The organism is Streptomyces sp. NPDC059788, from assembly GCF_042732265.1.
Taxonomy (GTDB): domain Bacteria; phylum Actinomycetota; class Actinomycetes; order Streptomycetales; family Streptomycetaceae; genus Streptomyces.
This window is the reverse complement of the sequence record NZ_JBHWHY010000040.1, coordinates 57,945-81,044: the sequence shown is the minus strand read 5'-3', so window position 1 is coordinate 81,044 and position 23,100 is coordinate 57,945. Positions and strand designations below refer to the sequence as shown.

Here is a 23,100-nt window from a genome sequence, read left to right as displayed (position 1 = left end):
CCTCGCGCAGGGCCCGGTCAGCGCTCGGCGGGACCGTGGGCGGTCATCGCCTCCCGGGAGGCGGGGCCGGCCGGCGCCGCGGTCCCGGCCAGGGAGCGTCCGGCATCCGCGGACGGCGGGTACGGGCCCACGGCGCGGGCGTCGGAGAGCGGGTCGGGGGCGGTGCCCTGGGCGGGGTGGTACGGCATGAGCCGGCCGGTCTGGAGCGTCAGCGCGGGCAGGCCCGATTGGCCGTCGGACAGGAGGGCGGCCTGGGATACGGGCAGCGACGGCGAGGGGCGGGCGGCGGCCGCCGACGGGCCCGTCAGGCCCAGCGAACTCGGGGCCGGCTCCAGGGTGGGGCCCGCGCCGGGCAACGACCCCGACCAGGGGTGGCTGGTCGCGTACAGCAGGGCCTCGCCGCGGGTCATACCGGGCGGGCCTGGCGGGCCGACCGGGCCGGGGGTGGCGCTGAGCGGCGTCATCTGGCTGCCCGTGCCGTCGGCGCGGCCGCTCGGGGTGTCGACCGCGGCCTCCAGGGGCAGCGCGCCGCCGAGCGCGAACGCCGCCAGGGAGACCGCGCCCGCCGCGGCGAAGGCGAACCGGCGGCGCTGCGGCGCGGGCCGGGCCGGCTCGTGGATACGGAAGCCGCGCGAACGCGGCTGCTGGGGCACTCCGGCGACCGCATGACTGCCGGACGGGACATACCGGAACGAACCGCCGCCCGCCTCGAACTCACCGCCCTCGGCGAAGTCACCACCGAAGGCGCCGCTGCCGAAGCTGCCGCCGCCCAGCCGACTTCCGGAGCCGTCGGCATCACCTCCGGGCAGCTGCTGAAGGCGCGCCAGCAGCCCCTCGGACGGGCCGGGGGGTGCCGTCGCCGCGAAAACACTCTTCAGCCGGCGCTGGTCGTCGGCCTCCGCCTTGCACTTTCCACACGTAGCGAGATGCGCGAGCACCCGCTCGCGCGCGTCATGCCCCAACTCCCCGTCGACCAGAGCCGCGAGGCGGTCGCCGAGATGATGCTCGGCGGGGGACGGACCGCCTGTACCGCTCACGCGATTCCGACCTCCCCTGTAGTGACCGAAGTGAGCGTCCGCTGCTCGCGCTCGCGCTCCTCGGCGCGCGCCGCCGGGGAGCGGTGCTTGAGCGCCTTGCGCAGGTGGGAACGGCCACGGTGGATGCGGCTGCGGACCGTGCCCAGCTTGACGCCGAGGGTGGCGGCGATCTCCTCGTACGACAGGCCCTCGATGTCGCAGAGCACCACGGCGGCGCGGAACTCGGGCGCGAGGGTGTCCAGCGCCTGCTGCACGTCGGCGTCGAAGTGGGTGTCGTTGAAATGCTGCTGCGGGGAGGGCTCGCGGCTGGGGAGCCGCTCGGCCGCGTCGTCACCGAGTGCGTCGAAGCGGATGCGCTGGCGGCGGCGGACCATGTCCAGGAAGAGGTTGGTCGTGATGCGGTGCAGCCAGCCCTCGAAGGTGCCGGGGGTGTACGTCGACAGCGAGCGGAAGACGCGGACGAACACCTCCTGCGTCAGATCCTCGGCGTCGTGCTGGTTGCCCGTGAGGCGGTAGGCGAGACGGTAGACCCGCGTGCTGTGGGTGCTGACGATCTCCTCCCAGCTGGGCGGGGTCCAGGCCTGCGCATCCGCGTCGGCGGCGAACGTCGCTGTCGTAGCGGTGTCGAAGGCCCCTCCCCTACCCTTGAGGCCGTGGGAGCGGGAACGGTCAGCGGTGTCTGTCACGGATTTCGGCTCGACGACCGACCGCCTGAAGCGCCTGCGCGCCCATCGGTCACCCGCCGCAGCCGCACCTCCCCTGGTGGCTCTGGTGGTGTCCAGTAGAGCCCCTACCATATCCACCTCGCCCGTTAGCTCCGGATAAGCATATTTGACCTGCTTTTGGTCTGGCCTCGCGTCATGCCGCACATCTCGCTGGGTCTTCACCGATGCATCCCCCCTGCAGTGCTTCAACGCCCGGTCCCATCTGCGGGTTCCCGCACGCAGCGGATACAGTCACGGTTGCGTCAACTACGGGGACAGGAGAGGGCCATTACCGGCAACCGGCAGACGAGCTTGGCATTCGCCGAGGCGTACGGCGCCGGAACCGTCGACGACCAGGCCGACGCCGCCCTGCACTGGTCCCGCGACCGGGCGCGGGAAGCGGGCATCCGGGCGGTCTCCACGGGCACCGGCACCGCGCTGCGGCTGCTCGCCGCCACGGCGGACGCCAAGGCGGTCGCCGAGATCGGCACCGGCACGGGAGTGTCGGGCATCTACCTCCTGCACGGTATGCGGCCGGACGGCGTCCTGACGACGGTCGACCTGGAACCGGAGCGGCAGCAGTTCGCGAAGCAGGCGTTCCGGGAGGCGGGCTTCGCCGGCAACCGCGCGCGCTTCATCCCCGGCCGCGCCCTGGACGTCCTGCCCCGGCTCGCCGACGGCGGCTACGACCTCGTCTTCTGCGACGGCGACCGCATGGAGTGCCTGGACTATCTCGCTGAATCGTTGCGGCTGCTACGCCCCGGCGGCCTGGTGTGCTTCGAGGGCGTCTTCGCCGACGGCCGCACGGTCGACTCGGCCGCGCAGCCCGCCGAGGTACTGCGCCTGCGGGAGTTGCTGCGGACGCTGCGCGAGAGCGACGTGGTGATCTCGTCCCTGCTGCCGGTGGGCGACGGCCTGCTGTGCGCCGTCAAGCGTGGTTGACCGCGGGCCGGGGTGCGTACGGCGGCCCCCGTCGGACCGTACGGCAAAACCACCGCACCCGCGGACCAGTCGCCCGGCAACGAACGCGGCCCCGGTGGGCGCCACGCGTTCACGTGGCACCCACCGGGGCCCGGGTATTCGGCTGGGGTCCAGGGGTCAGCCCCGGGAAACCGCAGCATCAGGGCGGCTGCCCTGTCAGACGGTGACCTTCTCCAGGGCCTCGCCCAGGGCCTTGGCTTCGTCGGGAGTCAGCTCGACGACGAGTCGACCGCCGCCTTCGAGCGGAACGCGCATGACGATGCCCCGCCCCTCCTTGGTCACCTCGAGCGGGCCGTCGCCCGTCCGCGGCTTCATGGCCGCCATGCTCGTTCCCCTTCCTGAAACCAGCTCACGCAGCCGACAACCCAGGTGTCACCGGCATCGAACACATTGCTTCCAGGCCATTATCCCGCATCGCACGACCCGATGACCAACATCGGGGAGCATCCCTTCGGCAACGCGCTCTCGCAAAACCACCCAATTCGGGGAGTGGGCTGCGATACTTCGCCATCGTCCGGCGTCCGGTCCTCGCCGGTCGTTTGACGTACGTCACATGACGGGCGCCAATGATCTCCGGCATCCTGAGCGACGGCTGCCACAGCCGGACAGCCCGAGCCGCGACGGAGGGACCCCTCACCATGGCCGACACCGTGCTCTACGACGTGACCGACGGCGTCGGGACGATCACGCTCAACCGCCCCGACGCGATGAACGCGATGAACACGGAGACCAAGGCCGCCCTGCGGGACACCCTGCGCGACGCCGCCGCCGATCCGGCCGTACGGGCCGTCCTGCTCACCGCCACCGGACGCGCCTTCTGCGTGGGGCAGGACCTCAAGGAGCACATCGGGCTGCTCGCCGAGGACCGGGAGACCGGCTCCGGGCGGACCATGAGCACGGTGCGCGAGCACTACAACCCCATCGTCACGGCGCTCGCCGGCATGCCCAAGCCGGTGGTCGCGGGGGTCAACGGGGTCGCGGCGGGCGCGGGCGCCGGCTTCGCGCTGGCCGCGGACCACCGGGTCGTCGCCGACACCGCCTCCTTCAACACCTCCTTCGCCGGCGTCGCGCTCACCGCCGACTCCGGCATCTCCTGGACGCTGCCCCGCCTCATCGGCCACGGCCGCGCCGCCGACCTGCTGCTCTTCCCGCGCAGCATCACCGCCCAGGAGGCGTACGACCTGGGCATCGCCAACAAGGTCGTACCGGCGGCGGAACTGGCGTCCGAGGCCGCCGCGGTGGCGCGCGCGCTGGCCGAGGGACCGACCGCCGCATACGCCGCGATCAAGGAATCCCTCGCGTACGGGGCCGGGCACTCGCTCATCGAGACGCTCGCCAAGGAGGAGGAGCTCCAGACGCTGGCGGGCGCCTCGGAGGACCACCGGATCGCGGTCGAGGCGTTCGTGAAGAAGGAGAAGCCGAAGTTCCTGGGGCGCTAGGCAGGACAGGGCGCCGGGCCCGGCCGCGGGAAACGGCACGCCCGGCCGGGTCACGGGAAACGACACGGCCGCCGAAACCGGCGCGTCCGGCCGGGCCGCGGAAAACCGGCGGCCCGCCCGGACGCCCCTCAGTCCTCGGCCGCCGCCTCCACCGCGTCCCGCACATGGCAGTCCGCCAGGTGGTCGTTGACCAGGCCGCACGCCTGCATCGCCGCGTACGCCGTCGTGGGGCCGACGAAGCGGAAGCCGCGCTTCTTGAGATCCTTGGCCAGCGCCGTGGACTCCGGGGTGACGGGCGCCACGTCGGCCAGGGTGCGCGGCGCCCGCCGGGCGGCGCGCTCGGGCGCGTACGACCAGATCAGCCGGTCCAGCTCGCCCGGGGCCAGCTCGGCCGCGACCCGGGCGTTGTTGATCGTCGCGCTGATCTTCGCGCGGTTGCGGATGATCCGGGCGTCGGTGAGCAGCCGCTCGGCGTCCGCGTCGGTGAACCGGGCGACCGCCTCGATCCGGAAGCCGGCGAACGCGGCCCGGAAGCCCTCGCGGCGGCGCAGGATCGTGATCCAGGACAGCCCGGACTGGAACGCCTCCAGGCACATCCGCTCGAACAGGGCGTCGTCGCCGTGGACCGGCAGGCCCCACTCGGTGTCGTGATAGGTGCGATAGTCGGCCATTTTCTCCGACTCCATGCCCCAGGGGCAGCGCGGCACCCCGTCCGGAGCCGTGGACACTCCCGTCATGAAGCGGTCTTCCCCTCTTCCTCGCCCCCGGCTGCCGGGGGCTCCTCGCCGGCCGGTCCGGCCGGCCGCTGCGCGGGCCGCTCGCCGGGCCCGTCGCCGGAACCGGAACCGTCCTCGGAACCGGCACCGGCCCCGTCCTCCGGGACCCGCTTGATCAGGCCGGGCGGGCCCATCGCCGCGGCGTGCGCGCCCGCGAGGGCCGCCTCCAGCTCGGCGATCCGCGCGTCCCGTTCGGCGAGCTCGGCGCCGAGCCGGTCCAGGACGTCGTCGACGTCGTTCATGCGGTAGCCGCGCACACTCACCGGCAGGCGCACCGCCTCGACGTCGGCGCGGGAGGCGGGCCGGTCGGCGGGCAGCGGTTCGTACAGCCGGTCGGGCGCGGCCTCGCCGAGCCCACCCTCGTCGCCGCCGCCGACCACGGCGAGCGTGACCGCGGCGACCACCACGACCATCGCGATCAGCAGGAACCAGAACACGACCATCTCCCCGAGCTATGCGTTGGCACTGATCGTGCCATGCGGGTGTGACCGTTAGGGTCGCTGGCGGACCAGGAAGAGGGAGAAGCAATGCTGCGGCTGGGGAATCGAGAGTTCACTGCGCACGAGCCGGTGATCATGGCCATCGTGAACAGGACCCCGGACTCCTTCTACGACCAAGGGGCCACCTTCACCGACGAGCCCGCGCTCGCCCGGGTGGAGCAAGCGGTGGCCGAGGGCGCCGCGATCATCGACATCGGCGGTGTCAAGGCGGGTCCGGGCGAGGAGGTCAGCGCCGAGGAGGAGGCCCGGCGCACGGTCGGCTTCGTCGCCGAGGTGCGCAAACGGTACCCGGACGTGGTCATCAGCGTGGACACCTGGCGGCACGACGTGGGCGAGGCGGTCTGCGAGGCCGGGGCCGACGTGCTCAACGACGCGTGGGGCGGGGTGGACCCGAAGCTGGCCGAGGTCGCGGCCCGCTACGGCGCCGGCCTGGTCTGCACCCACGCGGGCGGCGTCGAGCCGCGTACCCGCCCGCACCGGGTGGCGTACGAGGATGTGATGGCGGACATCCTGCGGGTGACGCTGGGCCTGGCCGAGCGCGCGGCGGAGCTGGGCGTACGGCGGGACGCGATCATGATCGACCCGGGGCACGACTTCGGGAAGAACACCCGGCACAGCCTGGAGGCGACGCGCCGCCTCGGCGAGATGGCGGACACCGGCTGGCCGGTGCTGGTCTCGCTGTCCAACAAGGACTTCGTCGGCGAGACGCTGGACCGGCCGGTCAAGGAGCGGCTGCTCGGGACGCTGGCGACGACCGCGGTCTCGGCGTGGCTGGGCGCGCAGGTCTACCGGGTCCACGAGGTCGCCGAGACCCGGCAGGTGCTGGAGATGGTGGCCTCGATCGCGGGCCACCGGCCCCCGGCGGTGGCCCGCCGGGGACTCGCGTAGGTCCGGTCTCCCGGCTTCTGCCGGGAGCTACTTCCCGGTCTCCTTGGAGACCAGCGCGACCGCCTCGTCCACGTCGTCGGTGACGTGGAAGAGCAGCAGGTCGTGCTCGGACGCCTTGCCCTGCGCGACGACCGTGTCGCGCAGCCAGTCGACCAGGCCGCCCCAGTACTGCGTACCGAAGAGCACGATCGGGAAGCGGGTCACCTTCCGCGTCTGTACGAGGGTCAGCGCCTCGAACAGCTCGTCGAGGGTGCCCATGCCGCCGGGCAGCACGACGAACCCTTGGGCATATTTCACAAACATCGTTTTCCGGACAAAGAAGTACCGGAAGTTGACGCCGATGTCGACGTGCGGGTTCATGCCCTGTTCGAAGGGCAGCTCGATGCCCAGGCCGACGGAGACGCCCTTGGCCTCCCGGGCGCCCCGGTTCGCGGCCTCCATCGCGCCGGGCCCGCCGCCGGTGATCACCGCGAAGCCGGCCTCCACCAGCGCCCGGCCGAGCGCGACGCCCGTCTCGTACTCGGGCGAGCCGGCGGGCGTACGGGCCGAGCCGAAGACGCTGATGGCGCTCGGCAGTTCGGCCAGCGCGCCGAAGCCCTCCACGAACTCCGACTGGATGCGCATGACCCGCCAGGGGTCGGTGTGCACCCAGTCCGTGTCGCCCTCGGCGGTGTCCAGCAGCCGCTGGTCCGTGGTGCCCTTCTGCACCTGCTCGCGTCGGCGCACCACGGGTCCCAGGCGCTGTTCCTCCCACGCCCGCTCTTCCTCGGGGCTGGCCATATCGTGCTCCCTCCGCTGCCGGTCGGTGTCCGGCAAGGGTAGATCGGCGCAGGTGGCGGGCAGGGCGATTCCGGCTGCCGGGACACCACCGGGGCGCGGGCGCCGGGTGCGGCCTACGCGGTGAGCCAGGACCGCAGGCGCTCCTCGCAGTGCAGGATGCGCTCGGTGGCGACCCGTTCGTCCTTCTTGTGCGCCAGCAGGGGGTCGCCGGGGCCGTAGTTGACGGCGGGCACGCCCAGCGCGCTGAAGCGCGAGACGTCGGTCCAGCCGAACTTGGGCTTCGCGACGCCGCCGACCGCCTTCATGAAGGCGGCGGCCGCGGGGTGCGACAGGCCCGGCAGCGCGCCCGGCGAGTGGTCGTCGACGGTCATCTCCGCAACGCCGCAGTCCGCGAAGACCTCGCGGACGTGGGCGAGGGCCTCTTCCGGGCTGCGGTCGGGCGCGTAGCGGAAGTTGACGGTGACCGTGCAGGCGTCGGGGATGACGTTGCCCGCCACGCCGCCCTCGATCCGTACGGCGTTCAGGCCCTCGCGGTATTCGAGGCCGTCGATGACGGGCCGCCGGGGCTCGTAGGAGGCCAGGCTCGCGAGGATCGGCGCCGCCGCGTGGATGGCGTTGCTGCCCATCCAGCTGCGGGCCGAGTGGGACCGCTCGCCCTCGGTGTGCAGCAGCACCCGCAGGGTGCCCTGGCAGCCGCCCTCGACCTCGGTGTTCGACGACTCCAGCAGGATGGCGAAGTCGCCCGCCAGCCAGTCCGGGTGCTGCTCGGCCAGCCGGCCGAGGCCGTTGAACTCGGCGGCGATCTCCTCCATGTCGTAGAAGATGAAGGTCAGATCGCGGTTGGGAGCGGGGACGGTGGCGGCGATGCGCAGCTGGACCGCGACGCCGGACTTCATGTCGGTGGTGCCGCAGCCCCACAGGACGCCGTTCTCGTCGAGACGCGAGGGCACGTTGTCCGCGATCGGCACGGTGTCCAGGTGGCCGGCCAGCACGACCCGCTCGGCGTGTCCCTGGTCCGTGCGCGCGACGATGCAGTTGCCGTCCCGCTCCACCGTCAGGTGCGGGAGAGCGCGCAGCGCGTTCTCGACGGCGTCCGCGATGGCCTTCTCGTCCCGGCTGACGGAGGGGATGTCGACGAGCTGGGCGGTCAGCCCGGCCGCGTCGAGGGAGAGGTCCAGTGCGGGGGTCTGCGTAGCGGTCTCCATGGGCCCGACCCTACCGGCGCCCCTCCAGTACCGTTGGCCGCGTGTCCCCCCAGCCCACCGCTCCCGCCCGCGGCTCCCGCAGCAAGCGCCTCCTGCGTATCGGCGCGGCCCTCGCCGTGCTCCTCGGGCTGGCCGCCTACCTCGTCGTGCAGTACGTGACCGGCGGGCCGGGTGCGCCACGCTGTGCGGTGCGGACGGCGGACGGCGGCGAGCCGTACGAGATCTCGCCGGAGCAGGCCGCGAACGCCGCGACCATCTCGGCCGTCGGCTCCTCGCGCGGGCTGCCGGAGCGGGCCGTGACGATCGCGCTGGCGACCGCCATGCAGGAGTCCGGGCTGCGCAACATCGGCTTCGGCGACCGGGATTCGGTCGGTCTCTTCCAGCAGCGGCCGTCGCAGGACTGGGGCACCGTGAAACAGATCATGGACCCGGTCTACTCCGCCGGGGAGTTCTACACCCACCTGGCCAAGGTGCCGGGCTACTCGCGGCTGCCGCTGACGGTCGCGGCGCAGAAGGTGCAGCGCAGCGGCTATCCGCAGGCGTACGCCAAGCACGAGCCGAACGCCGCGCTGCTGACCGGCGCCCTCACCGGGCGCGACGGTGCCGCGATGACGTGTTCGCCGAACCGGCCCGCCGACCAGAAGCACCAGGGCGATACGGCCGGGGTGCGCAAGAAGCTGGTGCGCGAGTTCGGGCCCGACGTGCTGCCGCACACGAACGGGGCCGCGCCCGGCGGCGGGAACGGCGGCAAGGAGGACGGCGGGGACGGCGGCCGGGTGCTGACGGTTCCCGCGCGGCCGGTGCACGCCGGGGACGAGGACGCGGTGGCGGGCCGGTCCCCTGGCACCGGTCAGGCCGGCGGCGCGGCCGGTGACGGCTCCGAGGCGCAGCGGCGCGGCTGGGAGCTGGCCACCTGGGCGATGGCCCACTCCGGTGAACTGGGCATCGAGCAGATTTCCTACGCCGGGAAGATGTGGTCGGCCGCCGATTCCGGGAAGGGCTGGCAGAAGGCGACCGGCGCGGCGGCGCGGGCGTCCGGCGCGGACGTACGGATCGTCACCGCGAAGTGAGCCCCGGAGCGGGCCCCGCGGCGGGCTTCGCCGAGGGCCCTACTGCGGGCCCCGCCGAGGGCTTCGCGGCGGGGTGGTGCGGGCCGTCTCGCCGGGTCCGGGAACGCGGTCGCCGGGCCGCCTCCGGGGGCTCCGCGGGGCACCGCGCCGTAACCCGTACGGCCGTCACTCCGTAACCCGTACGGCCGTCACGCCGTCAGCCTCGCGGTCACCGCGCAGCCGTCCGGCGGGTCCCTCGGCCGAGTTAACGTCGTCAACCCGGGGCGGCGGCATCACATCACCGTCGGCGGGGTCACCCGAATGGCACGGAAGCCGCCCGGAGACTGAGGCGTGACGTTTTTGCACCGTACTGCGCACGGCGCAGTTTGCCCGGTTTCCTCCGGAGCAGATTATGTGACCCCCCACTGATTCTTTACCGGCGGCGCCGCAACCTTCCCGGGCCTGACGCGGTAGTCACGTCGTGCGCCCGGCAGCCTCCGCGCCCCGCCCGGCGGACACGGCACGTCTGTCAGAAGAACCAGTCCCTCTCCGTAAAAGGAGCACCATGTCCCTCCCCCTCTCGCGTCGGATCGCCCGAGCCGCGCTGCTGGTCGCAGCCGGCGCAGCCCCCGTGGTCGGTGCGGCAGGCTCCGCGAGCGCCGTTGATCTGCCGAAGTCCTCCGGCCTGGGCGGACTGACCGCAGTGGACACCGCGAGCCTCGCCGACACCGCCGACGGCGCGGTGCAGGGTGCCGGCGACCTCGCCGGTGAGACCGGCGCGAACGCCGCCGAGGCCGGCGGCAAGGTCGTCCGCAAGGCCGTCCCGGCCCTGAGCAGGACGGCCGGCAAGACCGCGGGCAAGACGCTCAAGGAGACCGCTCCGGCCGCGAAGCAGGCCGCGGGCAACGCCGCCGGCGACACCGCCAGCAGCGCGGGGGACATCCTCACCGACACCCTCCACACCGCCACCGAGGACGGCCTGCCGACCGACGGCCTGACCGACTCGCTGCCGGGCGACGGGCTGTCCACCGACGGCCTGACCGACTCGCTGTCCACCGACGGCCTGGCCCAGGCGATCGGCGGCAGCGGTCTGGCCTCGGACCTGCTGCCGACGAACGGGCTGCCGATCGGCTGACGGAGCGCCGCACGACGAAGCCCGGAGAAGACGCCGTATCCCAGGCGTTTCCTCCGGGCTCCTGCGTGTGCGGCCGCTACTGCGCCAGCCGCCGTACCGCCTCGTCCACCCGCTCGTCGGTGGCGGTGAAGGCGACCCGTACGAACCGCTCCCCCGCGCTCCCGTAGAAGTCGCCCGGCGCGACCAGGACGCCGCGCTTGGCGAGGTCGGCGACGGTGTCCCAGCACGACTCGTCGCGCGTCGCCCACAGGTACAGCGACGCCTCGCTGTGCTCGACGCGGAAACCGGCCGCCTCCAGGGCCTCGCGCAGCGCCGTACGGCGGCGGGCGTAGCGCTCGCGCTGCTCGCCGACGTGCTCGGTGTCGCCGAGCGCCGCGACCGTCGCGGCCTGCACCGGCGCGGGGATCATCATGCCGCCGTGCTTGCGGATCTGCAGCAGCTCGCCGAGGACGGCGGCGTCGCCCACGAGGAAGGCGGCGCGGTAGCCGGCCAGGTTGGAGCGCTTGGACAGCGAGTGGACGGCCACGATGCCGTCGTACGAGCCGCCGCAGACGTCCGGGTGCAGGACGGAGACCGGGTCGGCCTCCCAGCCCAGCTCGATGTAGCACTCGTCGCTGAAGAGCAGCACGCCGTGCTCGCGCGCCCAGGCGACCGTGCGGCGCAGCTCGTCGGCGCTCAGCACGCGGCCGGTCGGGTTGGACGGCGAGTTCAGCCAGAGCAGCTTCAGGCCTGCCGGGTCCAGGCCCCAGGGGTCGTCGTAGACGACCGGCTCGGCGCCGGCCAGGCGCGCGCCGACCTCGTAGGTGGGGTAGGCCAGGCGCGGGTAGGCGACGCGGTCGCCGGCACCCAGGCCGAGCTGGGTCGGCAGCCAGGCGACCAGTTCCTTGGAGCCGACGACCGGCAGCACGTTCGTGTGCGCCAGGCCGGTGGCGCCCAGGCGCTCCCCGGCCCAGCCGGTGATCGCGTCGCGCAGGGCGGCGGTGCCCCACACCGTCGGGTAGCCGGGGCTGTCGGCGGCGTCCGTGAGGGCTTTTCGGACCAGCGCGGGCACGGGGTCGACCGGAGTGCCGACGGACAGGTCCACGATGCCGTCGGCATACGCGGCCGCCGTGGTCTTGTACGGCTCCAGCCGGTCCCAGGGGAAGACCGGAAGACGGGATGAGACGGTGCCCACGTTGCTCTCTTTCCTCACGTTCCTCGGGCCGCACAGGGCTGGAAACGCCTCGGCCCCGTGCGGCGTCGGCACCCGGTCTCAGGAGACGGGGCGGCCGGCCGTACGGGACCGGGGCGGCGCCATGCGGCCGCTCAGTCGTTCTGCGGCGGCAGCGCTGCGATGAAGGGGTGGTCGCGCTCGATCAGGCCCAGCTTGCTGGCACCACCGGGCGAACCGAGCTCGTCGAAGAACTCGACGTTCGCCTTGTAGTAGTCCTTCCACTCCTCCGGGGTGTCGTCCTCGTAGAAGATCGCCTCGACCGGGCAGACCGGCTCGCACGCGCCGCAGTCGACGCATTCGTCCGGGTGGATGTACAAGGACCGGGAGCCCTCGTAGATGCAGTCGACGGGGCACTCCTCGATGCATGCCTTGTCCTTGACGTCGACACAAGGCTGCGCGATGACGTAGGTCACGCTGTCGTTCCTCCTCGGTAGGGCTGGCGGACCGATTGGCAGTTCCGCCGCGGGGCGCGCGGGAGCGCGGCGTCGTCGATGCCCGCACCTAGTATCTCCGTTCCCGGGCAGGAGACGAACAAGAGGGGCGGGAAGACCAGTGGAATTCACTACCGGCGGACGGCTGGAGGTCCGTATCACCCGTGCTGACGTGGGCAAAAGGGTATCTGTCCGGCGTCTGGCGGGCGCCGGGCAGGGGTCTGCGAGGTTCACCGACACGGTCGGCGTTCTCACATCCTGGGACAATGGTGTGCTGAGCATCACACGCAGAAGTGGGGAGATCATTCGGATTTCCGAGGCCGCGGTGGTCGCCGGGAAGGTGGTGCCCCCGGCGCCCGCCCGCCGCCGCTCCCCCGCGACGAGCGCGACCGAGCTGGACCGGGTGGCCGCCCGCGGCTGGCCGCCGGTGGAGAGCGAGTGGCTGGGCGAGTGGCAGCTGCGGGCGAGCGCCGGGTTCACCCGGCGGGCCAATTCGGTGGCGCCCCTGGGGGACCCGGGGCTGCCCCTGGACGCCGCGCTGGAACGGGTCCGCGCCTGGTACGGGGAACGCGACCTGCCCGCGTACATCCAGGTCAGTACGGGTGCCCCGGGCACCCGGGAGCAGCTGGCCGCCGAACTCGACCGCCGCGGCTGGACGCGTGAGGTGACGGCCGAGACGCGGACCTCCGCGCTGGCCCCCGTCGGCGACCTGGACGCGGACGTCTCCCGGGTGGTGCTCGCGCGGGAGACCGGCGCGGAGTGGCTGCGCCGCTACCAGCGGTCCGCCGAGCCCGGACCCGAGGTGCTCAAGGTCCTGCACGGCGGCCCGTCCGTGTGGTTCGCGAGCGTGCCGGACGAGGCGGGCGGGGCCGCCGCGATCGGGCGGTGTGTGGTGGACGGGCGCTGGGCCGGGTTCGCGGCCGTCGAGGTGGGCCCGGAGCACCGGCGGCGCGGGCTGGCCACCGCCGTGATGGCGGCGCTCGCCCGCAAGGCGCTGGACGAGGGTGCCTCGGCCGCGTATCTCCAGGTCGAGACGGACAACGACGGTGCCCGCGCGCTCTACGACGGGCTGGGCTTCGGCACCCACCACCACTACCACCACTGGCGCGCCTCCCAGGGAGGCCCGAGCTGAACGGGTACGAACCTCGTATGCATCCGGACCCCGACCCGGACGGGGGCGACGCGTCCGCCGAGCGGCGCCGGCAGTTCGCCGAGGCCGCGCGCGAGGAGCGGCCGGACCTCGCCCGGCTGTGCCTGCTCATCGCGGCGGAGGCGGACCCCGCGCTGGGCGAGGCGGGCGCGGACGCGGCGCAGATCGAACTGGACGAGCTGGCCGGACGGCTGCCGTACGCCCCCACGGGCGGGCCGCGCCCCTGGGCCCGCAACGTCGCCGAACTGCTCGGTACACGCCTCGGCTTCCGCGGCACGCCCGCCGACTACCGCCGCCTGGAGTCGTCGCTGCTGCACGAGGTGCTGCGGCGCCGGCGGGGCCTGCCGATCCTGCTGTCGGTGGTGTGGATCGAGGTCGCGCGGCGGGCGGGCGCGCCGGTGTACGGGGTGGCGCTGCCGGGCCACTTCGTGGTCGGCTTCGGCGACCCGTACGGCGCGCACGTCCTCGCCGACCCGTTCGACGGCGGGCGGCTGCTGACCGACGAGGACGCGGGCGTGCTGGTCGCGGGCGCCACCGGGGCGCCGCCGACGGAGCAGATGCTCGCGCCGGCCGACCCGTTGGAGATCGTGCTGCGCATCCTGAACAACATCAGGGCGTGGGCGGCGGCCCGGCCGGAGCGCAGCGACGTGCAGCTGTGGGCGGTCGAGCTGTCGCTGCTGCTGCCCAGCCACCCGGCGCGGCTGCGCCACGACCGCGCGCAACTGCTCGTCCAGCGCGGCGATTTCCTGGGCGGCGCGGCCGAACTGGAGGATTACGCGAAGGTGGTGGAGGCGGTCGATCCGGCGGCCGCGGCGGCGGTGCGCCGTCAGGCGGCGGCGGCCCGCGCCATGCTCAACTGATCCTGCGGGACCTGTGACCCGGTGGTGTCCGCCGCTCCCTGCCGGGCGGTGTGCGGGCTGCGGCGCACGATCAGTACGGTCGCGTCGTCCTTCAGGTCACCGCCGGTGAACCGTTCCAGGTCGGCGCGGAGCGTGTGGGCCAGCTCGGCCGGCTCCAGATGTGTCCAGCGGGCCAGGCGGTCGGCCAGCGGATAGAACTCGCCGTCCGCGCCGCGCGCTTCGGTGACGCCGTCGGTGCACAGGACGATCCAGTCGTCCGCCACCGGTTCGACGGCCGCGCTCTGCCGTCCTTCGCCGGTCAGCCATCCGAGGCCGAGCGGCAGGCCGCCCTCGCCGTCGTTGCGTTCACTGATCCGGCCGTTGCGTACGAGGTAGTACGGGATGTGGCCGCAGGACAGGACGTTGGCGCCGTCCGCGCCGCGCACCTCCAGCAGCAGCGCGGTGACGAACCGTTCCTGCCCGCCGCGCTCGGCGGAGCGGACGTTGTAGCGGGACAGTGCCTGTTCCATCCGCTCGGCGACGGCTTCGAGGCTGTCCTTGTAGTACGCCGCCTCCCGGAAGGAGGCCAGCACCTCGTGCCCGGCGCCGATGGCGGGCATTCCCTTGCCCTGGACGTCGCCGATCACCAGCCGCAGCCCGTGCGGCGTCTCCACGGCTTCGTAGATGTCTCCGCCGACCCGGGCGCCCTCCTGGGCGGAGACATAGAACCCGTACGCCTCCAGGGGGCCCGCGGTCAGCGGCAGCTCGCGCAGCATCTCGCGCTGCACGGCGTCCGCGACCATGCTCGTACGGGCGTACAGCGCCTCCCGGTCCAGCCGGGTGCGGCACAGCACCAGGGCGAAGACGCCGACCAGCAGCGCGCCGAACACCCCGACGACCTTGCTGGCGACGGACCAGTCCGGGACGAGCCGGACCTGGATGAACACCTGGCACAGGACGTACACGGCGGCCACCGCGGCGGTCCACCGGTAGGCGCAGCGCAGTGCGGCGATGAGCGGCGCGATGCCCATGAACAGGGCGAAGTGCAGCTGTGGGCCGGTCATCGCGTCCACCAGCGTGATGGCCAGGGTCACGACGACCAGCAGCACCGCCACACCGCGGTCACGCGCCGGGGATCGCTGGAAAGTCTTCACCCATCCAGCCTGCGGTCCCCGTACGGGTGCGCCCAGGGTCGAAGGTCCTGGTGGGGGCGGGGCGCGGGTGAGACTCCTTACAGCGGTCCGGGAGGCTCCGCACAGCGGTCCGGCCCCGGGCGTACGGACTACAGCCAGCCCTTGTCGCCGGCCGTGCGGACGGCTTCGGCGCGGTTGCGGGCGCCCGTCTTCTGGATGGCGGTGGACAGGTAGTTGCGGACCGTGCCGTGGGAGAGGTGCAGGGCGGTGGCGATCTCGGCGTTGGTGGAGCCGTCCGCCGCCGCGCGCAGCACCTCGCACTCCCGGTCGGTGAGGGGGTTCGCCCCGCCGGACAGCGCGGCGGCGGCTAGCGCCGGGTCGATGACCTGCTCGCCGCGCAGCACCCGGCGTACGGCGTCCGCCAGTTGCGCGGCGGGGGCGTCCTTGACCAGGAACGCGTCGGCGCCGGACTCCATCGCGCGGCGCAGGTAGCCGGGCCGCCCGAAGGTGGTGAGGATGACGACCTTCAGCGCCGGGAACTCGGCGCGCAGCTCGGCGGCAGCGTCCAGCCCGCTGCTGCCCGGCATCTCGATGTCGAGCAGCGCCACGTCCACGGGGTGCTCCCGCACCGCGCCGACGACCTCGTCGCCGCGCGCCGCCTGGGTCACGACCTCCATGTCCGGCTCCAGCCCCAGGAGCGCGGCCAGTGCCTCGCGGACCATGGACTGGTCCTCGGCGAGGAGGAGACGCACTTTCTTCACGGGCTGCTCGCCGTCCGGGTCAGTCATGCGGCCACCCTAGCCAGGCGGGGGAAGCCGCAGGTCGGCGGGCGCGGGGCCGGGGCAGCCGGGTGCGGCCGCGGGTCAGATGTAGAAGCGCTTGTGCTGCGGGGTCGGTTCGAAGGTCTGCCGGCAGCCGGAGCACCACCAGTGCCAGGTCTCCTGCCCGCGGGCCGAGTCGCTGGTGTCCCTCCACAGGCGGCGCCGGTCGCGGCAGGCGGGGCAGCCGGGCGGGGCGAGGGGACCGACGACGGCCCGCGGGTCGATGGGTGGCATGGCGCCAGCCTGCACCGCCCGGGGTGCCGGGGTGCCGGTTCCCGTGCCGGTCCACTCCATAGGAGGAGCCGGGGCGCGTGTTCCCGTACGCCGGAGCCGCCGGGGCGTGCGGCCGCGCGCCCGGGCTCACGCCCCGGACGGGCTGTGCTCGGCGGGCCGGGCGGCGCTGCCGGACACCGGCAGGCTGCCGAGGGGGACGTACGCGCGCAGGGCGAAGCCCCGGCCGCGCGGCGCGGCGCCCGTCTCCAGACGGCCGTCGGCCAGGGCGAGCCGTTCGCGCAGGCCGCTCAGGCCGTTCCCGTCGTGGCCGCCGCCGCGCGGTGGCCCGGTGCCGTCGTCGATGACGGACAGGCACAGCAAGCGCCGTTCGTCCGCCTCCCACTCCTCGGTGAGCAGCACCTCGCAGCGGCGGGCGGCGCTGTGCCGTACGACGTTGGTGACGGCCTCCCGCAGCGCCCAGGCCAGCGCGCCCTCCCCGTCCTCCGCGAGTCCCCGGTGCTCCTGTTCCAGGGCCGGGTCGAGGTCCGCCGTGATCGCCGCGGTACGCAGCGCGGCGCGTACCCCGGCCAGTTCGACGACCAGACGGGGGCGCCGGTAGCCGGTGACGGCCTCGCGGACGTCCACCAGCGCCTGGCGGCTGACCCGTTCGATGTCGGCGACCTGCTTGGCGGCGCCGTCCGGTTCGGCGGGCAGCATCCGCCCGGCCAGTTCGCTCTTGAGCGTGATCAGGGAGAGCGAGTGGCCCAGGAGGTCGTGCAGGTCACGGGCGAGCCGCAGCCGCTCCTCGTTGGCGGCGAGCCGCGCGACCTCCTCGCGCGCCTCGCGCAGCTCCTTCGTCGTACGGATCAGATGCTGCACGCCGACCATCGCGAACCCGCTGAGCAGGCAGGGCAGGGCGTAGGCGAAGAGGTAGATGCGTACTTCGCCGTAGCGCAGGCCGACCAGTACGAGGGTGGCGGTCAGCGCGGGGATGGCCCACCGCGCGGTGGCGAAGGGCCGGGAGACGGCCACCGCGACGCACACGAACGTGAAGAGCACCAGCCAGTTCGGCCCCAGGACGCTGGACAGCAGGATGGCGATCGCCGCGATGAAGGTCACGGCGGCCCGTACCGCCCAGTCCGTCCAGGACCGGTGCACCATGTGCCGGAAGAGCAGGGCGAAGTAGACGCCGACGAACAGCAGGAGACCGGCGCAGCCCAGCACCTCGTGCGACGGGGACATGTCCCCGTCGACCAGGTCCCCGATCGGGCCCGTCAGGTACAGGAACCAGATGATGATCCAGACGCTCTTGACCAGCGCCTGCCGCCGGTTGCGGGGCGGCGTTCCGATCATCACCGGGCTGGGCTCGGTCTCCGCTTCCTTCATGCCGTACGCGTGTCCTTCCGGTAGAGCCAGCCCGCGCCGCCGGCGAAGACGATCAGGTAGCCGACGAGGATGGCCAGGTCCTTGGTGTCCGGGGCGTGGCCGCCTTCGATGGCCACGCCGAGCGCGGCGTACGCGTGGGTCGGCAGCCACTCGGCGATGTTCTGCACCCACTGTGGCAGGAGCGTCAGCGGCATCCACAGCCCGCCGAGGAACGCCAGCACGAAGTAGATCATCATCGCGATGGGGCGCACCGCGTCACCGCTGGCCAGGTAGCCGATGGCGACACCGAGCGCGGCGAAGACGAAGCTGCCGAGCCAGGTCGCGACGAGGATGGCGATCCACTGCCAGGCCTCCAGCCGTACGCCCTTGACCGTCGCGGCGACGAGCATGACCAGGAGGATGGACGGCAGGCTGACCGTCGCGGCGGAGCCCATCTTCGCGGCGACGTAGCCGCGGCCGGGCAGCGCGGTCAGCCGCAGCTGCCGTACCCAGCCCTTCTCGCGCTCCTTGGCGATCGCCTCGCTGTTGCCGATCAGTACGGCGGTCATCGCGCCGAACGCGGCCATGGCGACCATGAAGTACAGGGGCATGCTCTGGGACATGCCCAGTACCGGCTTGTCGTCGGCGCCGCCCGCGATGATCAGGTAGAGCACCGGCGGGTAGATCACCGAGAAGAACATGAACTTCTTGTTCCGCAGGGCGCGGACGATCTCCAGCTTGATCAGAGTGGTCATCGTGCCGCCTCCTCGGCGGTCGCCGCGTCGGTGATGGCGATGAACGCCTGCTCCAGGCCGAGTCCGGCCACTTCCAGGTTGTACGGGTACAGGCCCAGCCCGTAGACGGCGTGGGTGGTCGCGTCGGCGTCCGCCGACTGGATGCGCACGGTGCGTCCGGAGACCTCCAGCGAGGTCAGGAACGGCAGGCCGCGCAGGGCCTCGTGGTCGATCGGCCCCTCCAGGTCGAAGGCGATACGGCGGGCGCCGGCCCGCGCCTTGATCTCGGCGGCGGTGCCGTCGGCCAGCACCCGGCCGCGGTGCAGCACGATCACGCGGTCCGCGATCTCGTCCGCCTCTTCGAGGTAGTGGGTGGCGAACAGCACCGTACGGCCCTGCCGGGCCTGGGCCCGCATGGTGCCCCAGAAGGTCTGCCGCGAGGTGACGTCCATGCCGGTGGTCGGCTCGTCCAGCACGATCAGGTCGTTGGCGCCGGCCGTGGCGAGCGCGAAGCGCACCCGCTGCTCCTGGCCGCCGGAGAGCTTGTCGACCATCCGGTCGGCGATCTCGGTGATCCCGGCGGCCGCCATGATCTGCTCGACCGGGTAGCCGCCGGGGTGCAGGTCACTGGCGAGCCGGACCAGCTCGCGGACCTTCACGCCGGTCATCAGGCCGCCGCTTTGCAGCATGGCGCCGACCCGGCCCTGCTCGATGGCCTGCTGCGGGCTCGTGCCGAAGAGCGACACGGAGCCGGCGTCGGCGTTGCGCAGGCCCAGGAGCAGGTCGAGGGCGGAGGACTTGCCGGCGCCGTTGGGGCCGAGGAGAGCGACGGTCTCGCCCGGGTACAGCTCCAGGTCCAGGTCGGCCACCGCCCGTACGGTGCCGTAGCTCTTGCTGACCTTCCGGAAGCTGACCACGGGCCCGGGTCCCGCCCGGCGCCCGGCGGCCCGGTCTGTGGTGGTGGCTGTGCTCGTCATGTTTCCCAGCTTCACAGCGGGGCCCTGACCTGCGGCAGTGTCGGGTGTCGCAACTACGGGATGACAGATGTCATGGGGGGAGCCCCTAAGGGCTCCCCCGGCTCCGGCGCTTCCTCCTATCGCTTGCGCGGGCCGCAGAACTCGGCTTCGACGACCCCCTCGTACGAGGAGCCGTCGCCCAGCCAGTCACCGTTGATGTTGAACGTCAGCTGATGGCCGCCGTCCCTGGTGCCGACGACCCCGGTGACGGAGCCGTTGGCGCGGCCCGTCTTGCCGACCACGGTCACCCCGCAGGACAGGGTGACGGACTCGATGCCGAGCCCGTAGCGGTAGCCTCCGGCCTCCGCGGGGACGGTGGTGAACATCTCGCGGGTGGCCGCCGGGTTCAGCAGCTGTCCCCGGGACAGGGCCCGGAAGAAGGTGTTGAGGTCGCCGGTGGTGGAGATGATCTCGCCCGCCGCGCCGAGCCAGGACATGTTCTGTTCGGTGGCGTCGACGACCGGCGCGTCGGGCTCCGTCCGGTGCAGCCGGGAGTACGCGGTCGGGTGCGGCCGCGGCATCCGGGGGTCCAGGCCGGGGAAGGACGTCCCGCGCAGCTTCAGCGGGGTCAGGATGCGCCGTTGGACCTCGTGGGCGTAGCTGTGGCCGGTCACCTTCTCGATGATCATTCCGACGAGTACGTAGTTGGTGTTGCTGTACCGGGCGACGGTGCCCGGCGCGTGGTGCGGGGGCCGCTTCATGGCGAGGGCCACCAGCTCGGCGGGGCGGTAGGTGTCGTAGCGGTGGGCGGGGAATCCGGGGCCGGAGGAGCGGCGGGCGAACTCGGCGTCGTCGGAGTAGTTGTTGAGGCCGCTGGTGTGGTTCAGCAGCTGGCGCAGGCGGATGGCCCCGCCGTCGTTGCCGTTGCCGTGCACGACCCCCGGCAGCCAGGTGTCGACGGTGTCGTCCAGGTCGAGCCTGCCCTCCTCCGCCAGCTGGAGGAGGACCGTGGCGAGGAAGGTTTTCGTGACGCTGGCGGCGCGGAAGTGGTCGGCACTGCTCCGCTCCCGGTGCGTGGTGGTGTCCGCCTGGCCGGCGGCGCCGAACCAGCGGCCGCGGCCGTCCCTGGTCTCGGCGGCGACGCCGGGGAGGCCGGCGTCCTCGACCACGGTCCGCAGCGCGTCCCGCGTCGCCTGGTGGCCGTCCGGACGGGGGGCCGGGGACGCGGCGCCGGCGGCGGGGCCGGTGGCCAGGACGGCCGTCAGCGCGAGGGCGAGGGCGGTGGCGCGGGAGGCGGACCTGCGGACCGTGGTGACGCGGGAGGGGGCGGCGGGCTCGGTGGTACCGCTCAGGCGGTCGGTTCCGGATGACATGACCGGGACACTATGGCCGCCGGGAGCCGCCCGGTATCGACGAAAGTAAGGACCGTCTCCCTACCTTCGGGGGGTCGTTGTCCGAGGCGTCGCCTTCCAGGGGCGTTCCGTGCCGGGTACGGCCCCGTACGACGTCGAGCCGGTCCCGTACGACGGTACGGGACCGGCTCGACGTGCCGGATACGGAGCGGGGCGGATCAGCCCGTGGCCGCGCCCTCGACCTTGGCGACGCGCTTCTGCGGCGCGGGCGGCGCGGGCTTCCTGAGCGCCTGCTGCAGCGCGGCGGCGGCGTGCTGCGGGGTCATCTTGACCTTGCCGGCGCCGCCGTCGATCGTGACGTTGTCGAAGGCGTGGCCGTACTTCTCCTCCAGCTTGGCCAGGTCTATGACCGGCTGGAGCTTGCCGTCGGGAGCGGCGGTGAAGGTCAGCAGCTCGCCGATGGACCGCTGGCTGAACGGCACCTGGACACCGCCCGCCGACAGGTAGACCCAGCCGGAGACGGCGGGCTCGGCCATCTCCTTCATCGCCCGGTCGACCTCGGCCTTGTCCGCCTTCGGCTGCTGCGCGACGGCGGCCAGCACCACCGGGGTGTTCTGCCCGGAGGCGGCCCGGTCCAGGTACGCCTTCTCGATCTTGCTCTTGGACGCCTTCACGTCGACCGCCTTGTAGGGCGTGCCGTAGTGCGGGACGGCCTTGCCGTTGTCGAAGGTGATGCTGCCGTCCTTGGCGGCGCCCGCCGGTCCGGCCACCGCCTTGAGCGCGATGTCCAGCTTCTCGTCGTCGGTGATCATCGCGGGCTTGGCGGTCCGCGTGCCGCCGAACAGCGAGCTGATGACGGAGACCGGGTTGTAGTCCCGGCCGGAGGCGTTGCGGACCGTGGCCTGGGTGTCGATGTTCAGCCCGGCCTTGGCGGGCACGAGCGTCTGCTCCTTGCCGTCCACGGTCAGCTTCAGCGGCTCGGTACGGGACTTCTGTACGGCCGCGTCGAGCTTCTTGACGGCCTCTTCCTTGGTGTCGCCGCCGATGTCCACGCCCAGCGCGGTGGTGCCGTTGGGCACGTCCGCGTGGTCGAGCAGCAGCCCCGCGCCGTACGCGACGCCCGCGAGCACGACGACCGCGACGCCCAGCAGGACGATCTTGTTGCGGCCCTTCTTCTTCTGGTTGATCGGCTCGGGGATCTTGGCGCGCGGCGGGGCCGGGGTGTCCTGGCCCGCGCCGGGGCCGGGCGGGAAGGGCGCCGCGGGCTTCGGCGCGGCGTCGGCGGGGACCGTCGGAATGCCGCTGACCAGGGTGTCGCTGGAGAGCTGGTCGCCGCCGCTGCCGCCGGAGCGGCCGGAGCCGGCGGGCGCGCCGCCCGGGAAGCCGCTGCCGCCCTTGCCGCCGGGCACACCGCCGTTGCCGCCGCCGGGCACACCGCCCGCGATGCCGCCGGTGACGCCGATGCCGCTGCCGGGTCCGGCGGGCGGGGCGGGCGGCTGCGGGGTGAGCACCGCCGTGTCGTCGGTCATGGCGGGACCGCCGTCCGCGCCCGGGACGCCCGGGGTGTGGAAGCCGGTGGGCAGGTCGAAGGACGCGTCGCCGGTGGCCGGGCCGGCCGTGGGGCCGCTCGGACCGGTGCCGTCGGCGCCGCGGCCGGCACCGGGGCCGCCGGGTGCGTCGAACGGGCTCATCCCGCCCTGCCCCTGCCCCGCGGGTGCGTCGAACGGACCGGCGGGCGCGTCGAACGGCGACGGGGCCGCGTCGAACGGCGAGCCGCCCTGCGCGGGCCCGTCGGAGAAGTACGGCAGGTCCGGGCGCGACTGCCCGCCGCCGGGCAGGTCCTGCGACGTGCCCGGAACCGGGGCGCCCGGCGCGGGCGTGCCCGGGGCCGGGGTGTCCGCCGAGGGCGTCGGCGTGGCGGACTGCGCGGCCGGGGAGCCGGCGGAGGCCGCCGTCGGCTTGCGGGGCGAGAACCAGTCACTGGTCTTCTCGGCCGGCGCGCTCCTGGCACCGTCGGAGCCCGCCGCGTCGGGCTTGCGGGTGCTGCCCGTACGCGCAGCGGAACCGGCGGCCCCCGCGCCGGTCTTGCCCGGACCGGACCGCCCCTGGCCGGACGGGCCGGGCGAACCGGACTGGCCTGACGGGCCGGACGGGCCGGACCCGGTGGATGCGCTCATCCCGGACTCCTCACCGACGGGCTTGCGCACGACGACCGGCGGAATGGGGCGGGACCCCGGAATATTGATCTTGATCCGCGTCGTCAGCGTGGTCTCGGTCTTCGGTTCCTCCGGCTTCGCCGCGGCGTCGGCCGCCACTGCGTCGTCCGCCTCGGTCCGAGGCGTTCCGTACGGCGGTGTCCCGGACGGGTACGCGGCACCGCCGCGCCCCTGGGCACCGGA

24 protein-coding genes are annotated in these 23,100 nt (G+C 73.3%); 7 read left to right on the top strand and 17 right to left on the bottom strand.

Going from position 1 to position 23,100, the window contains the following annotated elements:
• Window positions 1-17: 17 nt before the first annotated feature.
• Both ACFV57_RS30610 and sigE read right to left on the bottom strand, forming a co-directional pair.
• A complete protein-coding gene (locus tag ACFV57_RS30610; protein ID WP_385238848.1) occupies window positions 18-1,037 on the bottom strand; it encodes an anti-sigma factor family protein in 1,020 nt (339 codons plus the stop codon).
• Window positions 1,034-1,723, bottom strand: a complete 690-nt coding sequence (gene sigE / locus ACFV57_RS30605) for an RNA polymerase sigma factor SigE (protein ID WP_385238846.1) — start codon at window positions 1,721-1,723, stop codon at window positions 1,034-1,036. Before sigE ends, ACFV57_RS30610 begins: the two co-directional genes overlap by 4 nt.
• 276 nt (window positions 1,724-1,999) lie before the next feature.
• Here sigE and ACFV57_RS30600 point away from each other — a divergent pair, with 276 nt between their 5' ends.
• Window positions 2,000-2,683: an O-methyltransferase gene (locus tag ACFV57_RS30600; RefSeq protein ID WP_385238844.1), complete on the top strand. Its 684-nt coding sequence runs from the start codon at window positions 2,000-2,002 to the stop codon at window positions 2,681-2,683.
• Window positions 2,684-2,878: 195 nt separating this feature from the next.
• Here the strand turns inward: ACFV57_RS30600 and ACFV57_RS30595 are convergent, their stop codons facing one another.
• Window positions 2,879-3,046, bottom strand: coding sequence for a DUF3117 domain-containing protein (locus ACFV57_RS30595; protein WP_003985072.1), 168 nt, complete (start codon window positions 3,044-3,046; stop codon window positions 2,879-2,881).
• Window positions 3,047-3,360: 314 nt separating this feature from the next.
• On the opposite strand from ACFV57_RS30595, the gene ACFV57_RS30590 reads away from it, so the two are divergent.
• A complete protein-coding gene (locus ACFV57_RS30590; protein WP_385238842.1) occupies window positions 3,361-4,161 on the top strand; it encodes an enoyl-CoA hydratase/isomerase family protein in 801 nt (266 codons plus the stop codon).
• A 128-nt stretch (window positions 4,162-4,289) separates the two neighbouring features.
• Here ACFV57_RS30590 and ACFV57_RS30585 read toward each other — a convergent pair whose 3' ends face one another.
• Both ACFV57_RS30585 and ACFV57_RS30580 read right to left on the bottom strand, forming a co-directional pair.
• A complete protein-coding gene (locus tag ACFV57_RS30585; protein ID WP_385238840.1) occupies window positions 4,290-4,898 on the bottom strand; it encodes a DNA-3-methyladenine glycosylase I in 609 nt (202 codons plus the stop codon).
• The gene (locus tag ACFV57_RS30580) at window positions 4,895-5,374 is read right to left on the bottom strand and encodes a DivIVA domain-containing protein (RefSeq protein WP_385238838.1); all 480 of its coding nucleotides are present in this window, start codon (window positions 5,372-5,374) and stop codon (window positions 4,895-4,897) included. The genes ACFV57_RS30585 and ACFV57_RS30580 overlap by 4 nt, the downstream gene beginning before the upstream one ends.
• A 90-nt stretch (window positions 5,375-5,464) precedes the next feature.
• Here ACFV57_RS30580 and folP point away from each other — a divergent pair, with 90 nt between their 5' ends.
• On the top strand, window positions 5,465-6,325 hold the full coding sequence (folP, locus tag ACFV57_RS30575) for a dihydropteroate synthase (protein WP_385238836.1): 861 nt from the start codon (window positions 5,465-5,467) through the stop codon (window positions 6,323-6,325).
• Window positions 6,326-6,352: 27 nt separating this feature from the next.
• Here the strand turns inward: folP and ACFV57_RS30570 are convergent, their stop codons facing one another.
• Together ACFV57_RS30570 and dapE are read right to left on the bottom strand one after the other, a co-directional pair.
• Window positions 6,353-7,105 (bottom strand): TIGR00730 family Rossman fold protein, encoded by a 753-nt coding sequence (locus tag ACFV57_RS30570; RefSeq protein WP_385238834.1) that lies wholly within the window; start codon window positions 7,103-7,105, stop codon window positions 6,353-6,355.
• Between the two features lie 113 nt (window positions 7,106-7,218).
• Window positions 7,219-8,310, bottom strand: coding sequence for a succinyl-diaminopimelate desuccinylase (gene dapE / locus ACFV57_RS30565; RefSeq protein ID WP_385238832.1), 1,092 nt, complete (start codon window positions 8,308-8,310; stop codon window positions 7,219-7,221).
• Between the two features lie 41 nt (window positions 8,311-8,351).
• Between dapE and ACFV57_RS30560 the strand changes: the two genes are divergently transcribed.
• Window positions 8,352-9,380: a heavy metal transporter gene (locus tag ACFV57_RS30560; RefSeq protein ID WP_385238830.1), complete on the top strand. Its 1,029-nt coding sequence runs from the start codon at window positions 8,352-8,354 to the stop codon at window positions 9,378-9,380.
• A gap of 544 nt (window positions 9,381-9,924) precedes the next feature.
• Window positions 9,925-10,494, top strand: coding sequence for an ATP-binding protein (locus ACFV57_RS30555; RefSeq protein ID WP_385238828.1), 570 nt, complete (start codon window positions 9,925-9,927; stop codon window positions 10,492-10,494).
• A 76-nt stretch (window positions 10,495-10,570) separates the two neighbouring features.
• On the opposite strand, the gene dapC is transcribed toward ACFV57_RS30555, so the two are convergent.
• Both dapC and fdxA read right to left on the bottom strand, forming a co-directional pair.
• The gene (gene dapC / locus ACFV57_RS30550; RefSeq protein WP_385238826.1) at window positions 10,571-11,668 is read right to left on the bottom strand and encodes a succinyldiaminopimelate transaminase; all 1,098 of its coding nucleotides are present in this window, start codon (window positions 11,666-11,668) and stop codon (window positions 10,571-10,573) included.
• Window positions 11,669-11,799: 131 nt separating this feature from the next.
• The gene (fdxA, locus tag ACFV57_RS30545; RefSeq protein WP_385238824.1) at window positions 11,800-12,120 is read right to left on the bottom strand and encodes a ferredoxin; all 321 of its coding nucleotides are present in this window, start codon (window positions 12,118-12,120) and stop codon (window positions 11,800-11,802) included.
• Window positions 12,121-12,259: 139 nt separating this feature from the next.
• On the opposite strand from fdxA, the gene ACFV57_RS30540 reads away from it, so the two are divergent.
• Entirely contained in the window at window positions 12,260-13,270 is a 1,011-nt protein-coding gene (locus ACFV57_RS30540) for a GNAT family N-acetyltransferase (protein WP_385238822.1), read from the top strand.
• A 17-nt stretch (window positions 13,271-13,287) separates the two neighbouring features.
• Window positions 13,288-14,148, top strand: a complete 861-nt coding sequence (locus tag ACFV57_RS30535) for a tetratricopeptide repeat protein (RefSeq protein ID WP_385238820.1) — start codon at window positions 13,288-13,290, stop codon at window positions 14,146-14,148.
• Here ACFV57_RS30535 and ACFV57_RS30530 read toward each other — a convergent pair.
• The 8 genes from ACFV57_RS30530 to ACFV57_RS30495 form a co-directional block, all read right to left on the bottom strand.
• On the bottom strand, window positions 14,115-15,281 hold the full coding sequence (locus tag ACFV57_RS30530) for a PP2C family protein-serine/threonine phosphatase (protein ID WP_385238818.1): 1,167 nt from the start codon (window positions 15,279-15,281) through the stop codon (window positions 14,115-14,117). The two genes, ACFV57_RS30535 and ACFV57_RS30530, sit on opposite strands and share 34 nt — an antisense overlap.
• 128 nt (window positions 15,282-15,409) lie before the next feature.
• The gene (locus ACFV57_RS30525; protein WP_385238816.1) at window positions 15,410-16,048 is read right to left on the bottom strand and encodes a response regulator transcription factor; all 639 of its coding nucleotides are present in this window, start codon (window positions 16,046-16,048) and stop codon (window positions 15,410-15,412) included.
• Between the two features lie 75 nt (window positions 16,049-16,123).
• Window positions 16,124-16,315 (bottom strand): hypothetical protein, encoded by a 192-nt coding sequence (locus ACFV57_RS30520; RefSeq protein ID WP_385238814.1) that lies wholly within the window; start codon window positions 16,313-16,315, stop codon window positions 16,124-16,126.
• Window positions 16,316-16,441: 126 nt separating this feature from the next.
• A complete protein-coding gene (locus tag ACFV57_RS30515; protein WP_385238812.1) occupies window positions 16,442-17,680 on the bottom strand; it encodes a sensor histidine kinase in 1,239 nt (412 codons plus the stop codon).
• Window positions 17,677-18,414: an ABC transporter permease gene (locus ACFV57_RS30510; protein WP_385238810.1), complete on the bottom strand. Its 738-nt coding sequence runs from the start codon at window positions 18,412-18,414 to the stop codon at window positions 17,677-17,679. Before ACFV57_RS30510 ends, ACFV57_RS30515 begins: the two co-directional genes overlap by 4 nt.
• Window positions 18,411-19,370 (bottom strand): ABC transporter ATP-binding protein, encoded by a 960-nt coding sequence (locus ACFV57_RS30505; protein ID WP_385238808.1) that lies wholly within the window; start codon window positions 19,368-19,370, stop codon window positions 18,411-18,413. Before ACFV57_RS30505 ends, ACFV57_RS30510 begins: the two co-directional genes overlap by 4 nt.
• Before the next feature lie 116 nt (window positions 19,371-19,486).
• Complete coding sequence (locus ACFV57_RS30500) at window positions 19,487-20,722, bottom strand: serine hydrolase domain-containing protein (RefSeq protein ID WP_385238806.1); 1,236 nt, start codon at window positions 20,720-20,722, stop codon at window positions 19,487-19,489.
• Window positions 20,723-20,919: 197 nt separating this feature from the next.
• Complete coding sequence (locus ACFV57_RS30495; protein ID WP_385238804.1) at window positions 20,920-23,016, bottom strand: hypothetical protein; 2,097 nt, start codon at window positions 23,014-23,016, stop codon at window positions 20,920-20,922.
• Window positions 23,017-23,100: the final 84 nt, after the last annotated feature.